General features: G+C 33.9%; 20 protein-coding genes. 3 read left to right on the top strand and 17 right to left on the bottom strand.

Going from position 1 to position 18,069, the window contains the following annotated elements; translation table 11 throughout:
* Nucleotides 1-4: 4 nt before the first annotated feature.
* The 4 genes from AC3QL1_RS20255 to AC3QL1_RS20240 all read right to left on the bottom strand — a co-directional run bounded on the left by AC3QL1_RS20255 (nt 5) and on the right by AC3QL1_RS20240 (nt 4,668).
* Nucleotides 5-1,333: an aldehyde dehydrogenase gene (locus AC3QL1_RS20255; protein WP_492493941.1), complete on the bottom strand. Its 1,329-nt coding sequence runs from the start codon at nt 1,331-1,333 to the stop codon at nt 5-7.
* 75 nt (nt 1,334-1,408) lie between these two features.
* Nucleotides 1,409-2,104, bottom strand: coding sequence for an RluA family pseudouridine synthase (locus AC3QL1_RS20250; RefSeq protein ID WP_492493940.1), 696 nt, complete (start codon nt 2,102-2,104; stop codon nt 1,409-1,411).
* 53 nt (nt 2,105-2,157) lie between these two features.
* The gene (gene panB / locus AC3QL1_RS20245) at nt 2,158-2,976 is read right to left on the bottom strand and encodes a 3-methyl-2-oxobutanoate hydroxymethyltransferase (protein WP_492493939.1); all 819 of its coding nucleotides are present in this window, start codon (nt 2,974-2,976) and stop codon (nt 2,158-2,160) included.
* A 264-nt stretch (nt 2,977-3,240) separates the two neighbouring features.
* Nucleotides 3,241-4,668: an L-serine ammonia-lyase gene (locus AC3QL1_RS20240; protein WP_492493938.1), complete on the bottom strand. Its 1,428-nt coding sequence runs from the start codon at nt 4,666-4,668 to the stop codon at nt 3,241-3,243.
* Between the two features lie 321 nt (nt 4,669-4,989).
* On the opposite strand from AC3QL1_RS20240, the gene AC3QL1_RS20235 reads away from it, so the two are divergent.
* From AC3QL1_RS20235 to AC3QL1_RS20225, 3 genes are read left to right on the top strand one after another with little or no spacing between them, the layout of a single operon-like run.
* Nucleotides 4,990-7,137 carry a cation:proton antiporter gene (locus tag AC3QL1_RS20235; RefSeq protein ID WP_492493937.1) on the top strand — a complete coding sequence of 716 codons (2,148 nt, stop codon included), beginning with the start codon at nt 4,990-4,992 and terminating at the stop codon, nt 7,135-7,137.
* 16 nt (nt 7,138-7,153) lie between these two features.
* Complete coding sequence (locus AC3QL1_RS20230; RefSeq protein ID WP_492493936.1) at nt 7,154-7,810, top strand: hypothetical protein; 657 nt, start codon at nt 7,154-7,156, stop codon at nt 7,808-7,810.
* A 24-nt stretch (nt 7,811-7,834) separates the two neighbouring features.
* On the top strand, nt 7,835-8,200 hold the full coding sequence (locus AC3QL1_RS20225) for a VOC family protein (protein WP_492493935.1): 366 nt from the start codon (nt 7,835-7,837) through the stop codon (nt 8,198-8,200).
* A gap of 92 nt (nt 8,201-8,292) precedes the next feature.
* Here AC3QL1_RS20225 and AC3QL1_RS20220 read toward each other — a convergent pair whose 3' ends face one another.
* The 13 genes from AC3QL1_RS20220 to AC3QL1_RS20160 all read right to left on the bottom strand — a co-directional run bounded on the left by AC3QL1_RS20220 (nt 8,293) and on the right by AC3QL1_RS20160 (nt 18,064).
* Nucleotides 8,293-8,973 (bottom strand): 2'-5' RNA ligase family protein, encoded by a 681-nt coding sequence (locus tag AC3QL1_RS20220; RefSeq protein ID WP_492493934.1) that lies wholly within the window; start codon nt 8,971-8,973, stop codon nt 8,293-8,295.
* Nucleotides 8,974-8,979: 6 nt separating this feature from the next.
* Nucleotides 8,980-9,348 (bottom strand): iron chaperone, encoded by a 369-nt coding sequence (locus AC3QL1_RS20215; RefSeq protein ID WP_492493933.1) that lies wholly within the window; start codon nt 9,346-9,348, stop codon nt 8,980-8,982.
* 76 nt (nt 9,349-9,424) lie between these two features.
* On the bottom strand, nt 9,425-9,892 hold the full coding sequence (locus AC3QL1_RS20210; protein ID WP_492493932.1) for an SRPBCC family protein: 468 nt from the start codon (nt 9,890-9,892) through the stop codon (nt 9,425-9,427).
* 107 nt (nt 9,893-9,999) lie between these two features.
* Nucleotides 10,000-10,671: a porin family protein gene (locus AC3QL1_RS20205; protein WP_492493931.1), complete on the bottom strand. Its 672-nt coding sequence runs from the start codon at nt 10,669-10,671 to the stop codon at nt 10,000-10,002.
* A gap of 93 nt (nt 10,672-10,764) precedes the next feature.
* Entirely contained in the window at nt 10,765-11,346 is a 582-nt protein-coding gene (locus AC3QL1_RS20200; RefSeq protein ID WP_492493930.1) for an LOG family protein, read from the bottom strand.
* Nucleotides 11,347-11,351: 5 nt separating this feature from the next.
* Nucleotides 11,352-11,870 carry a GNAT family N-acetyltransferase gene (locus AC3QL1_RS20195; RefSeq protein ID WP_492493929.1) on the bottom strand — a complete coding sequence of 173 codons (519 nt, stop codon included), beginning with the start codon at nt 11,868-11,870 and terminating at the stop codon, nt 11,352-11,354.
* A gap of 64 nt (nt 11,871-11,934) precedes the next feature.
* Nucleotides 11,935-13,059 (bottom strand): lactonase family protein, encoded by a 1,125-nt coding sequence (locus AC3QL1_RS20190; protein ID WP_492493928.1) that lies wholly within the window; start codon nt 13,057-13,059, stop codon nt 11,935-11,937.
* A gap of 663 nt (nt 13,060-13,722) precedes the next feature.
* Nucleotides 13,723-14,820, bottom strand: coding sequence for an MBL fold metallo-hydrolase (locus tag AC3QL1_RS20185; RefSeq protein WP_492493927.1), 1,098 nt, complete (start codon nt 14,818-14,820; stop codon nt 13,723-13,725).
* Between the two features lie 8 nt (nt 14,821-14,828).
* The gene (locus AC3QL1_RS20180) at nt 14,829-15,251 is read right to left on the bottom strand and encodes a DUF1801 domain-containing protein (protein ID WP_492493926.1); all 423 of its coding nucleotides are present in this window, start codon (nt 15,249-15,251) and stop codon (nt 14,829-14,831) included.
* Between the two features lie 5 nt (nt 15,252-15,256).
* Nucleotides 15,257-16,303, bottom strand: coding sequence for a serine hydrolase domain-containing protein (locus AC3QL1_RS20175; protein ID WP_492493925.1), 1,047 nt, complete (start codon nt 16,301-16,303; stop codon nt 15,257-15,259).
* 130 nt (nt 16,304-16,433) lie between these two features.
* Entirely contained in the window at nt 16,434-16,802 is a 369-nt protein-coding gene (locus tag AC3QL1_RS20170) for a nuclear transport factor 2 family protein (RefSeq protein WP_492493924.1), read from the bottom strand.
* Between the two features lie 73 nt (nt 16,803-16,875).
* Complete coding sequence (locus AC3QL1_RS20165; protein WP_492493923.1) at nt 16,876-17,097, bottom strand: ArsR family transcriptional regulator; 222 nt, start codon at nt 17,095-17,097, stop codon at nt 16,876-16,878.
* 52 nt (nt 17,098-17,149) lie between these two features.
* Complete coding sequence (locus AC3QL1_RS20160) at nt 17,150-18,064, bottom strand: helix-turn-helix domain-containing protein (protein WP_492493922.1); 915 nt, start codon at nt 18,062-18,064, stop codon at nt 17,150-17,152.
* Between the last annotated feature and the right edge of the window lie 5 nt (nt 18,065-18,069).

Below are 18,069 nucleotides of genomic sequence, written 5' to 3'. Positions count from 1 at the left end.
GTATTTATATCCAGTCTAATAAACGTTTGATTGAAGCCAGTTTATCTTTGTAAGGCGCATAACGCATAGGCAAATCAATCCAGTTGCCTTTTTTGACAACTCCTTTTTGGTGTGTGAAAATATCAAAGCTTAATTTACCATGATAAGCACCGATTCCACTATGGCCAACTCCGCCAAAAGGCAGTCTTTTATTAGAAAAATGTACCACTGTGTCATTGATGCAACCGCCTCCAAAAGAGTAAGTTGTGATTAATTTTTTGGCAAATGATTTATTTTCGCTAAAAATATAAAATGCAAGGGGTTTCTCATAACGGCTTACAATATTTTTAATCTCATTTTCTGTTTCATAAGTGAGAATTGGCAAAATCGGACCAAAAATTTCCTCTTTCATAACAGGACTATCCAAACTTGGTTCTTCGATAATCGTTGGAGCAATATAAAATTTATTTGCATCTGTTTGACCTCCAAAAACAACTTTTTGAGATTCTAGCATATTCGCCAATCGCAGCCAGTTTTTAGTATTTATGATTCGGGCAAAATCTGGTGATTTATCCATTTTTTTTCCATACGCTTTTGTGATTTCTTCCATCAGAAAACTAATGAAATTGATCTTCATGTTTTTCTGAATCAGAATATAATCGGGGGCAATACAGGTTTGACCCGCGTTGATGAATTTTCCCCAGACAATTCGTTTTGCTGCTAATTTCAAATCGGCACTTTCATCAATAATACAAGGATTTTTTCCGCCAAGTTCCAAAGTTACTGGCGTTAAGTTTTCTGCAGCGGCTTTTGCCACTATTTTTCCAACAGCAACACTTCCTGTAAAGAAAATATAATCCCAGCGTTTGGTCAATAAATGAGTTGAAACATCGGCACCGCCCTGAACCACTTCGACATGTTTGATATGAAAAGCCTTTTCGATTATTTTTGCAATGATGGCAGAAGTATTTGGCGTAAGTTCCGAAGGTTTTAAAACCACTCTGTTTCCTGCCGCAACAGCAGAAATTACCGGACATAATGCCAATTGAAAAGGATAATTCCACGGAGCAATAACCAAAACTTTTCCGTAAGGTTCCTTATAAATATAATCTGTAGATGGAAAGTTGAGAAGTGAGGGAAAAACGCGCTTGGGTTTTGCCCATTTATGAATGTTTTTAATCGTGTCTTTTAGTTCCGAAATGACGTAATTAGTTTCGGTAAGAACAGCTTCGAATTCAGGCTTTTTAAAATCATCATATAAAGCTTTTACAATTAGATCTTCGCTTTTCTGAATGTTATATAATAATTTTTTCAGCGTTTCTTTTCGGTATCCGATGTCATTTTTATAGTCCATTTTGCGATCAGCTTGTTTTTTCGTCCCTGCAAGTTAATCGATAAAATTTAAAAAAATAAGAAAATAATCATAAAATCATAAGGCATTCCAAATGGTTTCATCAGGAGTAGGAGCAATTATAGTAATATTTTCTTTTGAAACCGGATGTACAAAAACTAATTTTCTGGCATGAAGATGAATTCCGCCATCAGGATTACTTCGGTCAAAACCATATTTTAAATCTCCTTTTATAGGAGAACCAATCGCAGCTAATTGCGCGCGAATTTGATGATGACGCCCCGTATGTAAGTTGATTTCCAGCGCCACATAATTCTGAAGTTCTTTAAAAACAGTATAATCCAGACTGGCAATTTTACTATCGGGAACTTCTTTTAAATGTGCCTTTGAAGTATTGTTTTTTTCGTTTCTTTTCAGATAATGAACCAATTTGGCAGTTGTTTCCAGAGGTTTATTCTTCACAACTGCCCAATAGGTTTTTTGCGTTTCGCGATTGCTGAACAATTCGTTCATTCGCGTTAATGCTTTACTTGTTCTGGCAAAAACCACGATTCCGGTTGTAGGCCGATCCAGACGATGAATCACGCCCAAAAACACGTCGCCAGGTTTATTATATTTGTCTTTAATGTATTCCTTTACAACATCCGATAAGGGTTTATCGCCTGTTTTATCTCCTTGAACAATATCGCCCACACGTTTATTGACTACAATAATATGATTGTCTTCGTGTAAAACCTGAAGATTGTTTTTATCTGAAATAATTTTATTAGACAAGGTAATTTTTTTTAGAGAGAAACTGAATACTTAAAACTGAGACTGAAAACTAATTAGTATTGTTCATTAGCATTAGGAAAATCACTAGATTTCACATCCGTCACATACTGACCAATTGCAGAAGTCATTTCCTGATAAAGATTTAAATAACGACGTAAAAAACGCGGGCTAAATTCATTATTCATTCCTAACATGTCGTGAATAACCAAAACTTGTCCGTCAACGCCGCCTCCCGCACCAATTCCGATAACCGGAATGGAAATACTTTTAGCTACTTTTTCAGCTAATTCAGCAGGAATTTTTTCTAAAACGATTCCAAAACAACCAATTTTTTCAAGCAGTTTAGCATCTTCGATTAGTTTTTCTGCTTCTTCTTCCTCTTTGGCGCGAACGCTGTAAGTTCCGAATTTATAGATAGATTGTGGTGTTAAACCCAAGTGTCCCATAACAGGAATTCCTGCGTTTAATATTTTTTTGATAGATTCTTTAATTTCTTTTCCACCTTCCAGTTTCACTGCGTGTCCACCGCTTTCTTTCATGATTCTGATGGCAGAACGCAACGCTTCTTTTGGGTCAGACTGATAACTTCCAAAAGGTAAATCAACTACAACCAAAGCTCTTTCGATAGCGCGAACTACAGAAGATGCATGGTAAATCATTTGGTCTAAAGTAATTGGCAAAGTCGTTTCATGACCCGCCATGACATTTGATGCTGAATCTCCAACCAAAATCACATCGACTCCGGCAGTATCAACAATTTTTGCCATTGTATAATCGTAAGCCGTAAGCATAGAAATTTTTTCTCCGTTGCTTTTCATTTCGATTAACGACTTTGTAGTGATTCTTTTATAATCTTTTTTAGCTACTGACATTTTGTGTTTTTTATTTTTTTTGTGAATGTAAAAGTATTGAATAATTATAGATTGAAATCAGCAATAGAAGAATATTTCAACGAAAAGAAGCTTTCCGTCCTTAAATTCTATTCTAAATATCAATAATAATGTAATGTTTTTATGAAGCTATAGTGTAGTTGGTTTTTTCTGCCACGAATTCCACGAATTTTCACGAATTACTATTTTTAAGCATTCTCATAAATAAAAATTAGTGGAAATTAGTGTAATTCGTGGCAAAGCTTTTTAACAATCCGCCATGTTTACGGCAATTGCAAGTCCGCCTTCTGAGGTTTCTTTGTATTTTGAATTCATATCTTTTGCCGTTTGCCACATTGTATTGATGACTTTATCTAACGGAACTTTTGCATTTTTAGAATCGGTTTCAAGAGCTAATTCTGCTGCATTTATTGCTTTGATCGCGCCCATTGTATTTCTTTCGATACACGGAATCTGAACCAAACCGCCAATTGGGTCGCAGGTTAAACCAAGATGATGTTCCATGGCAATTTCGGCAGCCATTAAAACCTGGGCAGGAGTTCCGCCCATTAATTCGCAAAGTGCCGCTGCCGCCATTGACGACGAAACGCCAATTTCGGCCTGACAACCGCCCATTGCTGCAGAAATTGTAGCTCCTTTTTTAAAGATACTTCCAATTTCTCCGGCAACCAATAAAAATTGTTTGATTTCTTTTTCGCCCGCATCATGGTTTTCAATTACCAGATAGTACATTAAAACAGCCGGAATTACACCCGCACTTCCGTTTGTAGGTGCCGTAACAACACGGCCTAAAGATGCATTTACTTCATTCACGGCAAGTGCAAAACAGCTTACCCATTTCAGGATTTGGCGAAATTTAACCTCGGTTTTTCTGATTTCTTCCAGCCACGATTGCGGATCTGAATAATTAGATAAACCAATTAAATTCTGATGCATATCAAAAGCTCTTCTGCGCACATTTAAACCTCCGGGAAGTATTCCTTCAGAATGACAGCCGATGTACATGCATTCTAACATCGTTTTCCAGATGCGCATTAATTCGGAATGAATTTCAGCTTCCGGGCGCATTGATTTTTCGTTTTCATAAACAATCTCTGAGATCGATTTGTTTTCTGAAATCGTATAATTTAAAAGCTCAACCGCATTTTGAATCGGAAACGGAAAAGCACATTTTATTTCTTCTTTTATTTTGGCATTCGTGCGTTCTTCTTTCACTACAAAACCACCTCCGATAGAATAAAAAGTAGATTCGTATTCAGAATTATCCGCTTTGTAAGCCGTAAATTTTAAGCCATTGGCATGGAAGGGAAGAAATTCTTTATTGAAAATAATGTCCTGAAGAAAGTAAAACGGAATCGTAATCTGGTTGCCCAAAACGATTTCATTTTTGGTTTCGATAGATTTAATGATTCCGGCAATATCATCAATGGGAATATATTCAGGATCCTGACCGCTTAAACCCAGCATAACCGCGAGATCAGTTGCGTGCCCTTTTCCGGTCAATGAAAGTGAACCGTATAAATCGACCCTGACTCTGGTAATTTGTTCTAAAATAGATTCGTCTTTTAACTCTTTTAAAAAACGTTCTGCAGCGCGCCAGGGACCCAATGTGTGGGAACTAGACGGACCAACACCAATTTTAAGCATATCAAAAACAGAAATACATTCTTCCATTGTTCAATTTTTATTAAGACAAAGATAATTGAATAATGCAACGGACGTGAATATTTAATTGTTAATGTTGCGGTTTTGTTAAAAAAGATATTAAATTTTAATAATTTGACAATGAAACAAATTTAATTCCTTAATATGCGGTTTTCATAAAGAGTTCGTGGTTTTTTTAGGTATTTTTGTAATGAAGCATTTACTGAAGAATCTGGTTTTTTTTCACCTTAAATTAAATCGGATGAATAATACCTTCTGAGATTGTATTTTGATTTTTTAGAACTCTTTTTACGGAAAATAAAAATACCACAAAGAAGATAAAATTACATTATGATAGAATTTTTCAAGCATTTTTTACAAGAATTCGAATTACCGCTTAGCAACCCAGTATTAATTTTTTCGTTGATACTTTTCATTATTCTGCTGTCTCCGATTTTACTTAAAAGAATAAATATTCCCGGCATTATTGGTCTTATAATTTCCGGTGTAATCATTGGGCCTCACGGACTTAATATTCTGGCAAAAAACTCTGCTGTTGATTTATTTTCAACCATCGGACTTTTATATATTATGTTTATTGCAGGTCTGGAACTCGATATGAATGAGTTTAAAGCCAATCGAAATAAGAGTTTACTTTTCGGATTTTTCACTTTTATTTTTCCGTTATCCATTGGTTTTCCCGTTTGTTTTTATTTGCTGCAATATGATTTTAATGCCAGTTTTTTAACGGCTAGTATGTTTGCCACGCACACTTTGGTAGCGTATCCAATTGTGAGCAAAATGGGAATTGCAAAAAATCAAGCAGTTGCTATAACCGTTGGAGGGACTATTTTAACCGATACAGCGGTTTTGATCATTCTTGCTGTCATTATGGGAAGCTCTCAGGGTAATCTGAATCAGGCTTTCTGGATAAAATTAGGCATTTCATTAGCCATATTTTCTGCGATTATGTTTTTGGTTATTCCGAAAATTGCAAAATGGTTTTTTAAGAAACTGGAAAGTGAAAAACACGCCCATTATATTTTTGTACTTTCAGTTGTATTTTTCGCTGCATTTTTGGCTCAGGTAGCAGGAGTAGAGCCTATTATTGGGGCTTTCGTTGCCGGTTTGGCATTAAATCCGTTAATTCCGCAATCATCAGCTTTGATGAACAGAATTGAGTTTATTGGTAATTCATTGTTTATTCCGTTTTTCCTGATTTCTGTGGGAATGCTGGTTGATATCAGCGTGATTTTAAGTGGACCAACGGCTTTAATTGTAGCCGGAACATTGAGTGTTGTAGCTATTTTTGGAAAATGGATTGCCGCATTTTTTACCCAAATCGTTTTTAAATACACCAAGACCGAAAGACAGCTTATCTTCGGATTGAGCAGTGCGCATGCGGCAGCTACTTTGGCTGTAATTTTAGTTGGTTTTAAAGCTAAAATTCTGGATGAAAATATCTTGAACGGAACTATTATTTTAATTTTGATTACTTGTATTGTCGCTTCGTTTGCAACAGAAAAAGCGGCTAAAAAAATTGCAATCTGCGAAGAAGAAGTTTCACATGAAGATACAAACCGAGATCATATTTTAGAAGAACATATTTTGATTCCGCTTGCAAAAACATCTGCAACAGCGAGTTTGTTAGATTTTGCTCTTTTGATAAAGGATAAGAAATCTACAAATCCGGTAACGTTGTTAACGATTGTACCGAATAATGACCAGGCTGAAAAAAACATTTTAAGATATAGAAAAGCCGTTGATAAATTTGTAATTCAGGGTTCGGCTTCAGAAGTAAAAATCAATACGATTGCCAGAATAGATCATAATCCGGCGAGTGGAATTGCGAGGACTTCAAAAGAAATTATGTCTGATATTGTAATTGTAGGCTGGCCGAGAAAAACAGGTTTCTTAGATAAAATTTTCGGAGAAAACGTTGATTCAATCATTAATAATGTAGACAAGAGTTTATTTATTTGCCGTTTTGAAAGACCATTTATAGAAGAAAAAAGATTGGTTTTTATTTGTCCGCCATTTTCAGAAAGAGGAGTTGGATTTCAGCTTTTATTGCAAAAAATCTGCCGTTTATCTCAGGAATTAAGCATTCCGATTATGATTTATGCCGAATATAAAACACATCAGGCTATTCAGCAAATTGCCAATAATCTAAAACTAAATGCTAAATTAGGATTTAAGAGTATTTTGGACTGGGATAATTTTGAAGCGATTTCAGACGAAATTAAAGCAACTGATTTAATTGCTTTTAATTTATCCAGAAAAGGTTCAGTATCCTATCATTCCATCTTTGATAAATTGCCTCAGAAATTCGAAAAATCATTCGAAGACAACAACTTGATTTTAGTGTATCCGCAAGACGATAATAAAGTAACTTCTATGGATGCTTACGAAGATTTTACCGCAACACCATTAACAAAAGGTCTTGAAGCCATTGAGCAGATTGGTCGAGGTTTGGGAAGTATTTTGAAGAAGGGGTAAAAAATAATTTTCTATTATGAAAAATTCTGAGAAAATCGATCAATTTATTAATAGTAATAGTGAATCAACTATTAAAGACTATCATGATAAATTATTTGAAAACTTAAAAGTATTAAATGAAAAGGAAGATAGGCTTGTTCTTTGGCAAATAGTGGTAACTTTTCTTTATATTTTTGCTAGTAATCTTAAAGTTAGCAATTTTAGTATAGGACCAATATCAATTAATGATGCGTCATTAATATTAAAACTAATACCTCTTGTATTTGTCTATGTACTATACGATTTGCATTCAGTAAGTCAACAAAAGCAAGAAATTTTGTTAGCATTTGATATCATATCAAAAAATAGATTTGATAAAGGTTATAAAAAAGAGGATTATAATACTTATTTGGTAAGGATTTATAGACCATATGCATTTTCAAGTTCAATTATAAAATTGATTAGGGAAAAACCACATTTTGTAGAACTAATTATTGGTGTAATTGTACTTCTTCCAATAATTATAATTGGAATTCTACCTTATATTATTACATTTTCAATGTTAATGGACATTTGGAGAAATCATATGAACGACTTCTTAGGTAAATTATCTTTTTTTTGTAGTTTATGGGTTGCAATTATAATAATTTATCAATTGATAGTTAGAATATTGATATACCGCCAAGGGAATTAATTATAAATTATATTCTTTAAAAGTATGCAACACAACATCCAATCAATCCGTCCCTTCATCGGCGCTAAAAATTTCGAAATCTCAAGAAGTTTTTATCGTGACTTAGGTTTTGAAGAAACAGTTTTAGATCCAAAATTTTCTGTTTTTAAAAGTGATACAATTGCCTTTTATCTTCAGGATTATTATGCAAAAGAATGGATCGAAAACACGATGATTTTTCTTGAAGTAGATGATACCGATCGTTATTATAAAGAATTATTAGCTCTAAATCTTCCCGAGAAATATGAAGGTGTAAAACTAACTCCAACGCGACATTTAGAGTGGGGAAGTGAATGTTTTCTACACGATCCTTCTGGTATTTTATGGCATTTCGGAACTTTTAAAAAGTAAAATGCCACGAATTCACGAATTTTTTATTCACATTGGCTTAAAATCCAGTATATCAATTTGTGAAAATTTGTGAAATTTGTGGCAAAAAAACCTTATAAATTAAAATCTTGTAAATGAATCGTATTACTTTTTCTCTGATACCAATCATTAAAGACTAATTCTATTTTATCAACCGTAAATTCACCAAAATCATAGTCGCGAAACTCATTTGTAATTTCAATTAGTTGTTCCGGATTTTGAAGTTTCTCCTGAAAACGCATTACGGTCGAATGCGCCGTTGCAATAGCATAACGACTATCAATACTTTGTTGTAAAGTCGATTTTTTAAAATTGTCACGAAGCTTATTTCGCAAAATATTCAAACTTTCATCAGCAGGAAATCCCTGAATCATTATTGCCGAATTTGACGCTGTTATACCTCGAAATTCAATTTTAATTTCTCCCGAATTTTCTAAACTTTTCTGAATGATTTCAATATAATCTTCAACATTAATGTTATCCAGAGAAAAACCTTCATAACAAGAAATAATCGACATGACGGTAATATGAATATCAGAATCCGGATAATAATATTGTGCAGGTTCAATTACTTTTAATTCGTCTAAAAAGAACTGAATTTTAGCTTTTGTTTTTTCGCTTGGGCGAATGAGTAACGTAATGCCAAAACGAGAATCTGACGCATCATTTATTTGAGAATCTAAATTATAATTTCCTGCTAAAATGCTTTCCGCAGATTTTTTATAAAGTTGGTTGTAATGCTCATTTAAATTCATTGAAAGTTATTTCTTTTTTGCTTTTTGCAGATTTTCTTTCACTCTGAATTTTACAATTTTGGTAATCAAATCAAAAGGCATTGGTTTATCCAAAGGAAATTGCACAGAACCTTTTCCTGATTTATATTTCGAAAGTGCCTCTTTAAATTCTTCGTGACCGCTTGGCAACGCATATAAACCAATATGATTTTTGAAAGCGGCAAAATACACTACAATTCCGTTTTGCTCAAAAGCCGGCATCGAATAACTGATTTTTTCTTTGGCATCCGGCGCAGCTTTTTGAATCACGGCTCTTATTTTTTCTAAAATTTCCTGAACATCATTGGGGAATCCGCCAATGTATTCGTCGATATTTTCGGGTTTCTTAGTTTCCATGATTTTCTTTGTTTTGTTCAGGTTTCAGGTTTCGTTGCGAACTTGAAACAAATAAACCTGAAACTTCAAACCCTTTTTACGCAAGCCCTTTTGGGAATCGGTCTAAAACGAGATTTAGTAAAATATGGTGTTCCAGATATGCTTTTGCCCCGGCTAAAACCAAAGTAAAACCTTCGGTAGAATTTCGAACCTGATCGATTATTTTATCCGTATCGCCTTTAAAACCCGAATTAGTAACGCTTACAAAAGTTTCATTTTCATCTAATGGTGTAAAAACCCATTCGACAAGAGTGCTTTCGTCGGGATTTCCCCATTCGACCACTATTTTTTTATTTTCCTGTAAAACATGCGTCAAAACCGTTAATGAAAAACCATACATTTCCCATGTCCATTCTGTTTTTTTATCTTGTTCCAGTTTTCCTGAACCTTTTGTAAACCAAAATTTATTGGTAATTTCCGGATCAACAAAAGCCTGAAAAACTTCTGAAACAGGTTTTCTAATCAGCATTTCGGCTTTTGCGAATTTATTATTTTCTGTTTTCATTTTTTAGAAGTTAGTTGTTATGAGTAAAGGTAAAAAGTTAGTAAAAATCCAAAACCTTTTTTTCAACCTCTAATTTATGAAATAAGTCCTTTAATACATCTCAAAATTTAATTAAATGTATAACCGGCTATTAAATTTAAAGAGTTAGTTTTTATTGCGTAGTCATCCACCAGCCCGGATTTAGCAATATTTGCCAATCCTAAATTTTCTCTTATTTCCACATAAATTTGATGACTTCCTTTTAATTTGAACTCTTTTCCAATTCCTGCAGAGATACCGTAATCCATTGATTTTTTATATTTTGTATCTTCTGTATCACCATCAATCGTGCCTATCATGTTTGATTTTGAAGTTGCCCCTGATTTAAGTAAATAACCTAAAAAAGGACCTCCATTTACATAAAAACTTTTATCATTTGAAAAATTATACTTTAGCATAATTGGCAGCATTATATAGTTTAAATAAGAGGTAGCTTTAAAATTATAAACATAGCCTTGAGGAGTTGGCGTATCCATTATTTCAATTTGACCTTCTGAATTCTGTGCTTTTCTTTCATAATTAAGATCAGCTTTAAGCGATAGATTTTCTTTTATTTTATATTGAAAAGAAGCACCAAATAAATACGCAAAACCAGGACTTTCATCCGTAAAAGCTTCATAACCCCTGAAACGGGAATAGTTTAATCCGGCTTGTACGCCAAATTTAATTTTTGATTCCTGAGCTGATGTTTTGAATGTAATTAAAGCAATTGCAAAAAATAAAAATGTAATTTTCTTCATGTTGGCAGGTTAAATATTTTGTGGGCGAATATATATAATTACTCGTTTTAATTTAAGAGTAAGAACAAAAATTGTACTTGTTTTATCAATATTTTAGGTTTTATCCTTATCAACCCATTTCCCTACAGTTGGCGCTACATAATTTTTCATTTGATGAAGTAAATCATCAATATTATCGCTTACCAAAAGCATTTTTTGATTAACATCTTTCAATAAACCTTTTTCGACCATTGTTTTGGTTAGATCTATCAGCGAATCATAAAAACCGTTGATATTTAAAATAGCAATTGGCTTTTTGTGTAAGCCTAATTGCGACCATGTCAGCATTTCGAAAAGCTCTTCGAGAGTTCCAAAACCACCCGGAAGCGCAATAACGCCTTCACATAAATCGTTCATTTTGGTTTTTCTTTCGTGCATACTTTCCACCAAAATCAATTCGGTTAAACCTAAATGCGCTATTTCTTTTGATCTTAAAAAATTAGGCAGAACACCAATTGCTTCTCCGCCGGCATTTAAAACTCCATCAGCAACAGCGCCCATTAAACCCACATTTGCGCCGCCGTAAATTAATTTTATATTTTGTTTTGCCAAAGTCTGACCCAGTAAAACGGCTTGTTCTTTGTAAATTTCTTCGGTACCAAAACTGGATCCGCAAAAAACTGTGATGCTTTTCATTTTAATTATTTTTTTAATTCGTATTCAAAATGGACGATTTCGACGCCATTCATATTAAAAATTACTTCATTTATTTTTTCTGCTCCAAGTTTTGAAACTGCTTTTTGCGAACGATAATTTTCAAAACCAACATGAAAGATTACCGAGTTTAAACTTTCAAAAGCATAATCGATCATTAACTTTTTTAAAGCGTTGTTATAAGGTCCGCCCCAGAATTTTCTGGTAATAAAAGTAAAGCCAATTCCCACGCTTGAACTTTCGGCATTAAAATCGTAAAATCGTGTGGTGCCCATAACTTCGTTGGTTTCTTTATCTAAGATTAAAAAAGCGCCTTTTGAGTTTATGGCACCATCAAAAAACGGTTTGAAAACTTCTATTTTATAGCGGTCTTTTATGGGATATTGTTCCCAGATTAAAGGATCTGAAGCTGCTTGATAAAGTACATCAAAATGATTTTCCTGTAGTGGTATTAATTTTATAATGTCGTTTTCTAAAACTTCCGGTTGTAAGTTGAATGTTGTCATAGTTTTGTTTTTTTGCCACGAATTGCACGAATTTGCACGAATTATTTTTTTTGCGCGGATTATATTATATCCTTTTCACCTGCACACAAGAAACATTCTCCATTTTAATTTCTTTCCCCACTTTTTTAAGCATTCCTGTTTTTTGATTTCTTTTGAAAACAACTACATTTCCAGAATTCACATTTGTAGCAATCAGGAATTTTCCGCTTTCATCGATGGCAAAAATTCGGGGATGTTTTCCTAAAGTCGATTGATAACCAATGTTTGTTAAAAGTCCATTTTCATCAATAGAAAAAATGACAATATTGTTTTCTTTACCGCGATTTGTGGCGTACAGAAATTTTCCGTCGGGTGAAATATGAATGTCTGAACTTTCAAATCCTTCTTTGATTTTATCAGGATGCGTATTGATTCTTTGTATCTTTTTTAAAGTTCCGTTTTCGTATTGATAAACGCTGATTGCGCCTGCCATTTCTTCAATGCAATAACCAAATTTTTGATTGGGATGAAAAGTAAAATGTCTTGGTCCGGCTTCTAAATCTGTTTTTATAAACGGATTTTTGGTTTCGGTCAAAGGCTGTTTTTTCGATTCATCAAAACCATAACAGCGAATTTTATCAGCGCCTAAATCAGGTAAAAAAAGATAATCAAATTGCGGGGAAAATACCGCAGAATGAACGTGAGATCGTGTTTGTCTTTCTTTGTGAACACTTCCGTCGCTGTATTGGAAATTCTGCGCAAGCGAATCGATTTTGCCATTTTCTAATAACGCATGCACCGAAACGCTTCCTTCTGTATAATTGGCATTTACCAGCCATTTTCCGCTTTTATGAACCGAAACATAAACCGGATTTTCACCGCCGCTTTTTTGTTTATTTAAAAATGTCAATGTTTTATTTTCCGGATTAAACGCAAAACTGCTCACGTTTCCGTCGTTTGGTGTTTTGGTTTCCGTACAAGCATAAACGTATTTCCCATTTGGTGAAACCGTTAAATACGATGGATTTATAACATTTTTTGCTGCCATTATTTTCGTTAGTTTTCCGTTTAGAGTATCCAATTGATACACCTGAATAGATTCTGCTTCCTTGTCTCGGTTATACGATCCTAAAAAGACGTAGGTGTTTTGGGAGAAGATATTTAATGTGACAAGAAAGGCAATGGCCAAAAAGCATATTTTTTGTTTCATGGTTTTTTTATTTCAGGTTTCAGGTTTTTTTTGTTTCAGGTTCCACGATTCATATTTCTCAATGGTTTCAACCATTGGACATAACGTATTTCTACAATTCATATGTCCCCATGGTTGAAACCACGGGCTATGGTTTGAAAATCTACAATTTATTTCACACCTTTCAACCATTCTTTATTTAGAAACATAGCCAATGGTTTCAACCATTGGAACGCAACGTATGTTCACAGCGTATTTCCATAATTCATATGTCCCCATGGTTGAAACCACGGGCTATGGTTGGAAAATCTACAATTTATTTTACACCTTTCCACCATTCTTTTTAGAAACATAGCCAATGGTTTCAACCATTGGAACGCAACGTATGTTCACAACGTATTTCCAGAATTCATATGTCCCCATGGTTGAAACCACGGGCTATGGTTGGAAAATCTACAATTTATTTTACACCTTTCCACCATTCTTTTTAGAAACATAGCCAATGGTTTCAACCATTGGAACGCAACGTATGTCCACAACGTATTTCCATAATTCATATGTCCCCATGGTTGAAACCACGGGCTATGATTGGAATTTCGAATTTCACATTAATCGAAATGACAAACTAGAAGTTTTCATTCTCAATGAAATACTGAAAACTGCGACTGAAAACTCTTTCTTCATTTATCTCACACCTTTCCACCAATGTTTAAATTCCTGTTGTTCATTTTTCAATTCCACTTTTTCTCCAATCATAGGCGTAATAAGCGGAATCGGATTTTCTGAATTGGCGTTTGATTCGGTTACTTTTATTAAAGGTTCATCCCACGCATGAAGCGCCAGTGCAAACTTTGAAGAATGTACCGGAAAAACTCGTTTTGCATTAATATCTTTCATCGCTTTTATAACATCTTCAGGCAAATTATGAATGTATTTCCAGGCTGGATTATATTGACCGTTATCGATAAACGCAATGTCAAACGGACCATATTTTGTGCCGGTTTCGGCAAAATGAATATCATAACCGCTGTCGCCGCCCAAATACATTTTGAAACCATTTGATTCTAAAATAAAAGACGTCCAAAGCGTGTTGCAGCGCGTAAAACTTCTGCCGGAGAAATGTCGGGAAGGAGCGGTGTAAAGCGTTAGATTTTGATCAAGTTCTATCTTTTCATGCCAGTCTTTTTCGATAATAATTTCTTTTGGAAATTTCCAAAATTCGAAATGCGAACCAACTCCAAGCGGACAGATTATTTTTTTGACTTTTGGTTTTAATTTTAGAATGGTTTCATAATCTAAATGATCATAATGATCGTGCGTAATCAGTAAATAATCAATTTCCGGAAGATCATCAACGGTATAAATATCAGTTCCTTTAAATGATTTTGTGGTGCCGGGAATAGGCGAGGCATTTCCGCTAAAAACAGGATCGATCAAAAAACGTTTTCCGTCAAGCTGAATAAAATAAGAAGAATGTCCAAACCAAACCAAAACATCTTCATTTATAGCAAGTTGTTTTAAGTTGGTTTTCACCGAAGGAATTAAATCAGTCGGAATTTTTCTGTCTACTTTCTGGAAGAAAAACGCGTACATGATTCCAAAATAGCCATATCCTTCTGCAAGGTCCGGTGTGAAACTGTTGTTTTGGAATTTTCCGTTTTTGTAATGAGGCGATTTTTTTATCAATTCCAGTCTTTCGCCGGAAGGTGCTTTTCCAAATTTCGGATGTTGTAAAAAGGCATAAAAGGCAATTACTAAAAGAATAATTAGGGTTAAGATCATGATTTTTTTTAGATTGAGGGGTATAATTTTTGTAATTCTTTTACAGATGAAGAAATCATGATTTTTAGAATTTCGATATCAATATCAGCTAATTTTTTAATGTAAATACAGCCTTTTGCTGCTTTGTGTTTTCCTAATTTTGAAAGTAATTCTTCTTTATCGGATGTTAAATAAACGTAAAGTGAGATCGACGGCTTTCTTGGCGAAAAACCGGCAAGTGGCGCATCGCCTTCGTGTCCGCTCGCGTATTTATAATGATAACTTCCAAAGCCTATAATACTTGGTCCCCACATTTTAGCTTCAAAACCGGTTTGCTGCTGCATTATTTTGATGAGTTCAAAAGCATCGTTTCTTTTTATTTCATCTTCAACAGTATTATTTATAAAATCGATAACACTGCTTTCTGTCTCGGTAGTTTTATTTTTTGCCATCGTCTTTATTTTTGATTTAGTAAATCACTTTTAAATAGCATATTTTTAATCTTAAATCCCGTGGCATAAAACAAATCAGGATTAGCAAACATTTGATTTTCTAAAACAATTAAGCTTATGTCACTTTCAGGAAAATACAAATTTACAGAAGAAAATCCATCTCCAAGCCCGGTATGCCCAATATATTTTACAGGTTCTTTTTCGATAATTCGAATGCCGTAACCATAACCTTCTTTTTCTTTTCCGAATAAATTATGCTGAGACAAAATAGTATATTTTAGCATTAATTGATACGTTTCCGGCTTTAGGATTTTTCCTTTATGAAGATTATTATTCCAAATAGCCAAATCATTTACAGTCGAAACTATTCCGTCAGCACCTAGACTTTCGGGATTAATCTGAGAACCTTCTATAACATCATAAACATCATTTTGAACAAAATGTCCCGAAGCTAAATTTTGAGTTTTATCTTTAGAATAGCAAAATGTATTTTTCATGGTTAGTTTTTTGAAAAGCGCATTTGCCATTTCATCATAACTTTTTTTAGAAGTATTGGCAACAATTTTCCCTAAAAGATTAAAACTCAAGTTTCCGTATTTAAAATCTGTTCCGGGTTTAAAAAGCAGCGGTTTTTGTAAATCGACAATTCCGTGTGAGTGATTTAAAAGTTGATGAACAGTTACAGAATCTGCCCAGGTTTGGGTAAGTTCCGGCAAATATTTTTTTATTGGAGACTGCAAATCAATTCTGCCTTTTTCGACTTCCAGTAAAATCAAGACGGCAGCAACTTGTTTGCTGTTCGACATAATCTCAAACTGAGTATTTATTGACAAAGGTTTTTTAGTTTTAAAATTGGCAAAACCTTGCGCTTTACTGTACAGCGTTTTTCCGTTTTTGGCTATCAAAACAACACCATTAAATTTGGGTTCGCTAACTTTACTTAAACTATCTATTTTAGCCGAATAATCGTCTTTTTTCTGTGCAAACGAATTGCAATTAGAAAGTAAAAATGTAAAAAAGAACAAGTAAGAAATTCTGAAAATAGAGTTCATTAGGAAAGTTAGGAGTTATGAGTTAGGAGTTATGAATTATTAGTTATGAATTGTTAATCTTATTTGATAGCAGAAATTTCTTAACTGAGACTGAGACTGTAAACTGAGACCGGGACTGAAAACTAAAAAATCAGAACATTCCATTTTCGTTAATGGCTTCTTTTGGAATAGGTTGTCCTAAATCCCAAAGCTCAACTATTTTGTCTGATTCAAATTTGAAAATATGAACAACTGCAGCTCCCAAATCAGAAGAATTTTGCTTGACATGCGAATGCACCGCAACCAGATTTTCATCTTCTAAAATATGATGAATCTTAAAAATTTTATTTGGATTTGTTCTGGCAGATTCTTCCATGGCCAGCATTAGAGTATCGGCATCGCCTTTAAAGTAAGAGTTGTGATGTTTAAAATTCGAACCAACATAAAGTCGGAATGCTTCGTGTGAATGCCCTTTTGCAGAAAGTTTTAAAAACTCCTGGGCTATATATTTCTTAGTCATGACCTATCATTTTAAAGCTAACTAAGTTATGAAATTAACCCCAACTTATTCAGTCTGTGAGTTCAATTTTTTTTCATTTTATTTCTAAATCTTCTGATTTTATCTGTGATAGATCAAGACCTAATTTTTCAAATTCTTTTTGTCCTAAATCAGTAATATAAAAATCCCTGTCTTTCTGGCTTTTTGCAATCCAGCCTTTTTCAGTAAAGGTTTCTTTTAACAATTGTCCCAATTTACCGCCAAGATGTTCGTAACACATTTTTGCCGGTTTTCTTTTATTTGAATTCCCGCTCATTTTGAAAATAATTTAATTAGAATGACTACGAATTTATGCAATTATAAACGCATTAATTAAAAGACTGCCTAAATTCCAAAGGAGAAATAGTAGTTTTTGTTTTAAACAATTTACTAAAAGACTGCTGATGTTCGAAACCCAGATCAAAGGCAATTTCGCTTATTGATAAATTTGTTGTCGAAAGTTTTTCTTTAGCTTTTTCAATCAATTTATCGTGTATGTGCTGTTGTGTACTTTGTCCCGTCAGTAATTTTAATAATCCGCTTAAATAATTTGGGGAAACATTTAAATTTTCTGCAACATACTGAACCGTCGGTAATCCTTTTTTGGATAAAGAATCAGTAGAATAATAATCTTCCAGCAATTTTTCTAAACGTTCCAGAATTTGGTGATTGCTGATTTTTCTGGTGATGAACTGGCGGTTATAAAAACGCTCAGAATAGGTAAGTAATAATTCAATTTGAGCAATAATCACATCCTGACTGAATTTATCAATATTAGATTGATATTCGTTTTGAATGTTTTTGATGATGCCAATAATCATTTTTTCTTCTTTATCAGAAAGATGTAAAGCCTCATGAACAGCATATCCAAAATACTCATATTGTTTGATTTTTTTGGCAAGCGGCGTATTCCACAAAAAATCAGGATGGACCAATAAGGACCATCCTGTATGCTGAAGTTCTGCATTTCCTTCAATAGAAAAAACCTGACCAGGCGCAATAAAAAGCAAAACACCTTCCTTAAAATCATATTCCTGCTGACCATATCGCATGGTTGCATTGGCATGTCGTTTTAAGGCAATCGAGTAAAAATCAAGCATTAAGCTTTTGGGTTCATCTTCGTTTAAGTGTTTAAGATCTTCAAAATTATAAACACTCACTAAAGGATGTTCCGGCTTTGGCAAATCTCGAAATTCATGAAATTCGCTGATACTTTTTATTCGGAGTGGTTGCTGATTTGCCATAGTAC

This window comes from Flavobacterium sp. GW823-FHT04A11 (assembly GCF_058796535.1).
The sequence above is the reverse complement of the archived record's forward strand: the minus strand, read 5'-3'. Positions and strand labels throughout refer to the sequence as shown.

Coding starts and splice junctions, on each gene's coding strand:
- AC3QL1_RS20240 (WP_492493938.1), bottom strand. CDS start 4,668: ATGGAAGAATGTATTTCTGTTTTTGATATGCTTAAAATTGGTGTTGGT.
- AC3QL1_RS20175 (WP_492493925.1), bottom strand. CDS start 16,303: ATGAACTCTATTTTCAGAATTTCTTACTTGTTCTTTTTTACATTTTTA.
- AC3QL1_RS20185 (WP_492493927.1), bottom strand. CDS start 14,820: ATGATCTTAACCCTAATTATTCTTTTAGTAATTGCCTTTTATGCCTTT.
- AC3QL1_RS20215 (WP_492493933.1), bottom strand. CDS start 9,348: ATGGAAACTAAGAAACCCGAAAATATCGACGAATACATTGGCGGATTC.
- AC3QL1_RS20180 (WP_492493926.1), bottom strand. CDS start 15,251: ATGGCAAAAAATAAAACTACCGAGACAGAAAGCAGTGTTATCGATTTT.
- AC3QL1_RS20210 (WP_492493932.1), bottom strand. CDS start 9,892: ATGAAAACAGAAAATAATAAATTCGCAAAAGCCGAAATGCTGATTAGA.
- AC3QL1_RS20195 (WP_492493929.1), bottom strand. CDS start 11,870: ATGACAACATTCAACTTACAACCGGAAGTTTTAGAAAACGACATTATA.
- AC3QL1_RS20235 (WP_492493937.1), top strand. CDS start 4,990: ATGATAGAATTTTTCAAGCATTTTTTACAAGAATTCGAATTACCGCTT.
- AC3QL1_RS20190 (WP_492493928.1), bottom strand. CDS start 13,059: ATGAAACAAAAAATATGCTTTTTGGCCATTGCCTTTCTTGTCACATTA.
- AC3QL1_RS20255 (WP_492493941.1), bottom strand. CDS start 1,333: ATGGACTATAAAAATGACATCGGATACCGAAAAGAAACGCTGAAAAAA.
- AC3QL1_RS20200 (WP_492493930.1), bottom strand. CDS start 11,346: ATGAAAAGCATCACAGTTTTTTGCGGATCCAGTTTTGGTACCGAAGAA.
- AC3QL1_RS20205 (WP_492493931.1), bottom strand. CDS start 10,671: ATGAAGAAAATTACATTTTTATTTTTTGCAATTGCTTTAATTACATTC.
- AC3QL1_RS20160 (WP_492493922.1), bottom strand. CDS start 18,064: ATGGCAAATCAGCAACCACTCCGAATAAAAAGTATCAGCGAATTTCAT.
- AC3QL1_RS20170 (WP_492493924.1), bottom strand. CDS start 16,802: ATGACTAAGAAATATATAGCCCAGGAGTTTTTAAAACTTTCTGCAAAA.
- AC3QL1_RS20230 (WP_492493936.1), top strand. CDS start 7,154: ATGAAAAATTCTGAGAAAATCGATCAATTTATTAATAGTAATAGTGAA.
- AC3QL1_RS20165 (WP_492493923.1), bottom strand. CDS start 17,097: ATGAGCGGGAATTCAAATAAAAGAAAACCGGCAAAAATGTGTTACGAA.
- panB (WP_492493939.1), bottom strand. CDS start 2,976: ATGTCAGTAGCTAAAAAAGATTATAAAAGAATCACTACAAAGTCGTTA.
- AC3QL1_RS20225 (WP_492493935.1), top strand. CDS start 7,835: ATGCAACACAACATCCAATCAATCCGTCCCTTCATCGGCGCTAAAAAT.
- AC3QL1_RS20220 (WP_492493934.1), bottom strand. CDS start 8,973: ATGAATTTAAATGAGCATTACAACCAACTTTATAAAAAATCTGCGGAA.